This window comes from uncultured Amaricoccus sp. (assembly GCF_937858865.1).
GTDB lineage: Bacteria > Pseudomonadota > Alphaproteobacteria > Rhodobacterales > Rhodobacteraceae > Amaricoccus.
This window is the reverse complement of the sequence record NZ_CALLYO010000626.1, coordinates 1-4,543: the sequence shown is the minus strand read 5'-3', so window position 1 is coordinate 4,543 and position 4,543 is coordinate 1. Positions and strand designations below refer to the sequence as shown.

Annotated in this window: 3 protein-coding genes; 1 reads left to right on the top strand and 2 read right to left on the bottom strand. The window is 72.6% G+C overall.

Annotated features, from left to right (window positions below; translation table 11 throughout):
- Nucleotides 1–660 (top strand): BBE domain-containing protein (locus tag Q0112_RS18745; RefSeq protein ID WP_297977587.1); only part of this gene is annotated, 660 nt, incomplete at its 5' end.
- Nucleotides 661–663: 3 nt separating this feature from the next.
- Here Q0112_RS18745 and mfd read toward each other — a convergent pair.
- Entirely contained in the window at nt 664–4,134 is a 3,471-nt protein-coding gene (gene mfd, locus Q0112_RS18740; protein WP_297977585.1) for a transcription-repair coupling factor, read from the bottom strand.
- 89 nt (nt 4,135–4,223) lie between these two features.
- Nucleotides 4,224–4,385 carry a hypothetical protein gene (locus tag Q0112_RS18735; protein WP_297977584.1) on the bottom strand — a complete coding sequence of 54 codons (162 nt, stop codon included), beginning with the start codon at nt 4,383–4,385 and terminating at the stop codon, nt 4,224–4,226.
- Between the last annotated feature and the right edge of the window lie 158 nt (nt 4,386–4,543).

Here is a 4,543-nt window from a genome sequence, read left to right as displayed (position 1 = left end):
CTCTGCGTCTTCCTCGGCCTGAAGCGGGTGCCCTCGGCCGACCCCTTCCCGCCGGAGCACCGGGGCAAGCCGATCCTCTTCCTGATGACCTGCTACTTCGGCGAGGAGGATGCGGGCCGGGCGGCGGTGGGCTCGCTGCTCGAGGGATCGCCCGCGCCCTTCTTCGACTGGCGGGGCGAGATGCCCTATCCGGCCGTGCAGTCGATGTTCGACGGGCTGCTGCCTCCCGGGCTGCAGTGGTACTGGCGCGGCGACTTCGTGCGCGAGCTTCCGGACGCGGCGATCGACGCGCATGTCGCCGCCATCACCGGGGCGCCGACGGAGATGTCGCTGATGCACCTCTACCCGATCGACGGGGCGGTACGGCGGCGGGCGTCGGACGCGACGGCCTGGAGCTGCCGCGACGCCACCTGGTCGATGGTGATCGCCGGGATCGACCCCGACCCGGCGAACGCCGCGGCCGTCTCGCGCTGGGCGCGGGCCTACTGGGACGCGGTGCATCCCTACGACCTCGGCGGCGCCTATCCCAACTTCATGATGGACGATGAGGGGACCGGGCGGCTCAGGGCGACGTTCGGCGCCAACTGGCCGCGGCTCGTCGAGGCGAAGCGGCGGTACGATCCCGCGAACCTGTTCCGACGGAACCAGAACATCGCCTGAGCCTCAGGTGGCGGCGCGGGCGGGCGCGGGCTTCGCCAGCGCCGCCAGGTCGCGGGCGATCGTGAAGGCGCCGGCGAGGCGGGCCTTGTCGGTCGGCCAGTCGCGGCGGATGACGATGCGGTTGTCCTTCACCTTGGCGGCGCCCTTCTGGTCGTTCAGGAACTGCACGAGGCCGGCGGGGCTCGCGTACTTGTCCTGGTGGAACTGGACGGTGGCGCCCTTGGGGCCGCCGTCGAGCCGGGCGATGCCGGCGCGCTTGCAGAGCGCCTTGATGCGGACGACGAGGAGGAGGGTCTCCACCTCGGGCGGGAGCGGGCCGAAGCGGTCGATGAGCTCGGCGGCGAAGCCTTCGAGCTCGACCTTGCGCTCGAGCGCCGAGAGGCGGCGGTAGAGGCCGAGGCGGACGTCGAGGTCGGGGACGTAGGGCTCCGGGATGAGGACGGGGACGCCGAGGTTGATCTGCGGCGACCATTCGCCCTCGTCGGGCATCTCGACCTCGCCGGAGCGGAGCTTGGCGATCTGCTCGTGGAGCATCTCCTGGTAGAGCTCGAAGCCGACCTCGCGGACCTGGCCGGACTGCTCCTCGCCGAGGAGGTTGCCGGCGCCGCGGATGTCGAGGTCCTGGGAGGCGAGGGTGAAGCCGGCGCCGAGCGAGTCGAGGGCGCCGAGGACGCGGAGGCGCTTCTCGGCCTGCGGGGTGAGCTTCTTCCTCGGCTCGGTCATGAAGAAGGCGTAGGCGCGCAGCTTGGAGCGGCCGACGCGGCCGCGGATCTGGTAGAGCTGGGCGAGGCCGAACATGTCGGCGCGCTCCACGATCAGCGTGTTGGCGGCGGGGATGTCGAGGCCGGATTCGACGATTGTGGTGGAGAGGAGAACGTCGAAGCGGCCGTCGTAGAAGGCGTTCATCTTGTCGTCGAGCTCGGTCGCCGGCATCTGGCCGTGGGCGACGGTGAAGGTCACCTCGGGGACCTGGTCGCGCAGGTATTCGGCGACGGCGGAGAGGTCGGAGATGCGCGGGACGACGTAGAAGGACTGGCCGCCGCGGTAGTGCTCGCGCAGGAGCGCCTCGCGGATGGTGAGGGGGTCGAGCTCGGAGACGTAGGTGCGGATCGAGAGGCGGTCGACCGGAGGCGTCGCGATCAGCGAGAGCTCGCGGACGCCGGAGAGCGCGAGCTGGAGCGTGCGGGGGATCGGGGTGGCGGTCAGGGTCAGGACGTGGACGTCGGAGCGGAGCGCCTTCAGGCGCTCCTTGTGGGCGACGCCGAAATGCTGCTCCTCGTCGATGACGAGGAGGCCGAGGCGCTTGAAGCCGACGCCCTTGGCGAGGAGCGCGTGGGTGCCGATCACGAGCTCGACGGTGCCGTCGGCGAGGCCGGCGCGGGTCTCGGCGGCGTCCCTGGCGGAGACGAAGCGGGAGAGCTGGCGGACGCGGACGGGGAGGCCGCGGAAGCGTTCGGAGAAGTTCTTGAAGTGCTGGCGGGCGAGGAGCGTGGTCGGGGCGATGACGGCGACCTGCATGCCGGACATGGCGGTCACGAAGGCGGCGCGGAGCGCGACCTCGGTCTTGCCGAAGCCGACGTCACCGCAGACGAGGCGGTCCATCGGCTTGCCGGATGCGAGGTCCTCGAGGACGTCATGGATGGCGGCGAGCTGGTCGTCGGTCTCGGCGTAGGGGAAGCGGGCGCAGAACTCCTCCCAGGCGTGGTGGTCGGGGGGCGTGAGGATGGCGCCCTTGCGCAGCGCGCGCTCGGCGGCGATGCGGATCAGCCGCTCGGCCATGTCGCGGATGCGCGCCTTGAGGCGGGCCTTCTTCGCCTGCCAGGCACCGCCGCCGAGCCGGTCGAGCAGGCCCTCCTCGTGGCCGTAGCGGGAGAGGAGCTCGATGTTCTCGACCGGCAGGTAGAGCTTGTCGCCGCCGGCGTATTCGAGGGCGAGGCACTCGTGCGGGGCGCCCATGGCGGTGATGGTCTCGAGCCCCTGGTAGCGGCCGATGCCGTGGTCGACGTGGACAACGAGGTCGCCGGGGGTGAGGCCGGCGGCCTCGGTGAGGAAGTTCTCGGCGCGCTTGCGGCGGCGGGGGGCGCGGATCAGCCGGTCGCCGAGCACGTCCTGCTCGGCGACGACGGTGAGACCGGGGGCCTCGAAGCCGTGCTCGAGCGGCCAGACGGCGAGGCCGAGGGCGCCATCGCCGGAGAGCTCCCCTGCCCCCCTGATCTCGCGGGCGTCGGTGACGCCGGCGTCGGCGAGGAGGCCGGCGAGGCGCTCGCGGGCGCCGGCGGAATAGCTGGCGACGACGACGTCGCCCTTGCGGCGGCGGGTGGCGACATGGGCGGCGAGGGCGCCGAAGAGGCTGACGGACTCCTGCTGCCGCTCGGGGGCGAAGTCGCGGCCGATGCGGCCGCCGGCGTCGATGACCCCGGGGCCGAGCGGCTGCGGCAGGGCGGAGAGCTGGTGGAGCGGGCGCGCGGCGATGGCGGCGTCCCAGGCGGCGTCGTCGAGGTAGAGCTCGTGCGGGGGGACGGGCTTGTAGACGGTGCCGAGCTTCGACTTGGCGGCAAGCGCGCTCGCGCGGGCGTCGTACTGGTCGGAGAGGGCGGCCCAGCGGGCAGCGCGGGCGGCGGCGGTCTGGTCGTCGAGGACGACGGGGGCGCCGGGGAGATAGTCGAAGAGGGTTTCGAGCCGCTCGTGGAAGAAGGGGAGCCAGTGCTCGTAGCCCTGGTGCTTGCGGCCGGCGCTGATCGCGGCATAGAGCGGATCGTCGGGAGAGGGCGCGCCGAAATGCTCGCGGTAGCGGGTGCGGAAGCGCTGGATCGAGGGCTCGTCGAGGATGACCTCGGAGACGGGGGCGAGCTCGACCCGCTTCAGGCTCTCGCTGGTGCGCTGGGTCTCGGGGTCGAAACGGCGCACCGACTCGAGGGCGTCGCCGAAGAGGTCGAGGCGGACCGGGCCGCGGGCGCCCGGCGGGAAGAGGTCGACGAGGCCGCCGCGGATGGCGAACTCGCCCGGCTCGGTGACGGTCGGGGCCTGCTGGAAGCCCATGCGGGCGAGGTAGGCGCGCAAGCCGGCGAGGTCGACCCGCTCGCCGACCGCGGCGGTGAAGCTCGAGGCGGCCAGCACCTCGCGGGCCGGGACGCGCTGCGTGGCGGCGTTGACGGTGGTGAGGATGGCGGCCGGGCGGGAGAAGCCGGCCGCGAGGGCGGCCAGCGTCGCCATGCGGCGGGCGGCGATCTCGGCGCCGGGGGAGATGCGGTCGTAGGGCAGGCAGTCCCAGGCCGGGAAGCCGAGGACCGGCAGCTCGGGCGCGAAGAAGCGCAGCGAGGCGCGGGTGGCGGCGAGCCGGGCATCGTCGCGCGCGACATGGATCACCGGCCCGCTGGCGCGGGCGATGGTCTGCGCCAGGTGGCGCGCGTCGAAGCCCTCGGGACAGCCGCCGACGAGGAGGCGCCCGGAGGCGAGAGGCCGCAGTTCGGTCATGGGCCCCCGCGATAAGCCAAGGGCCGGGGGCTGACAAGAAGAAGCCCGCCCCGTTCGGGGGCGGGCAGTTGGCCGGGGGGAAAGGCGCCTCAGTGCCGCTTCGGTCCGACGACGGAGCTGAAGAGGGTCTCGCGGCTGAGGCCCATGTCGGCGAGAAGATGGTCGCTCTGCCCCTCGAGCAGGCGGACGGCGCGGCGCGCGGCGGCCTGCTCGCGCGAGCGGGCGATCGCGGCCTTGATCGAGCTGAACATGACGGGTCTCCAGGGATGCGATTCGGATGCCGCGCACATTCGGCCGGCCAGGTTTCATCCCGGCGCCAGGCGGCGGCGGGGATGTTTCCTCCGTGCCTCCGGGCACCGAGCGAGAGCCGCAGGATCGGGCACGTTAACCTTGGTGGAGAAAGAATGAA

What these genes read in the sequence shown, in the direction of transcription:
- mfd (WP_297977585.1), bottom strand. Translation starts at nt 4,134, where the DNA reads ATGACCGAACTGCGGCCTCTCGCCTCCGGGCGCCTCCTCGTCGGCGGC.
- Q0112_RS18735 (WP_297977584.1), bottom strand. Translation starts at nt 4,385, where the DNA reads ATGTTCAGCTCGATCAAGGCCGCGATCGCCCGCTCGCGCGAGCAGGCC.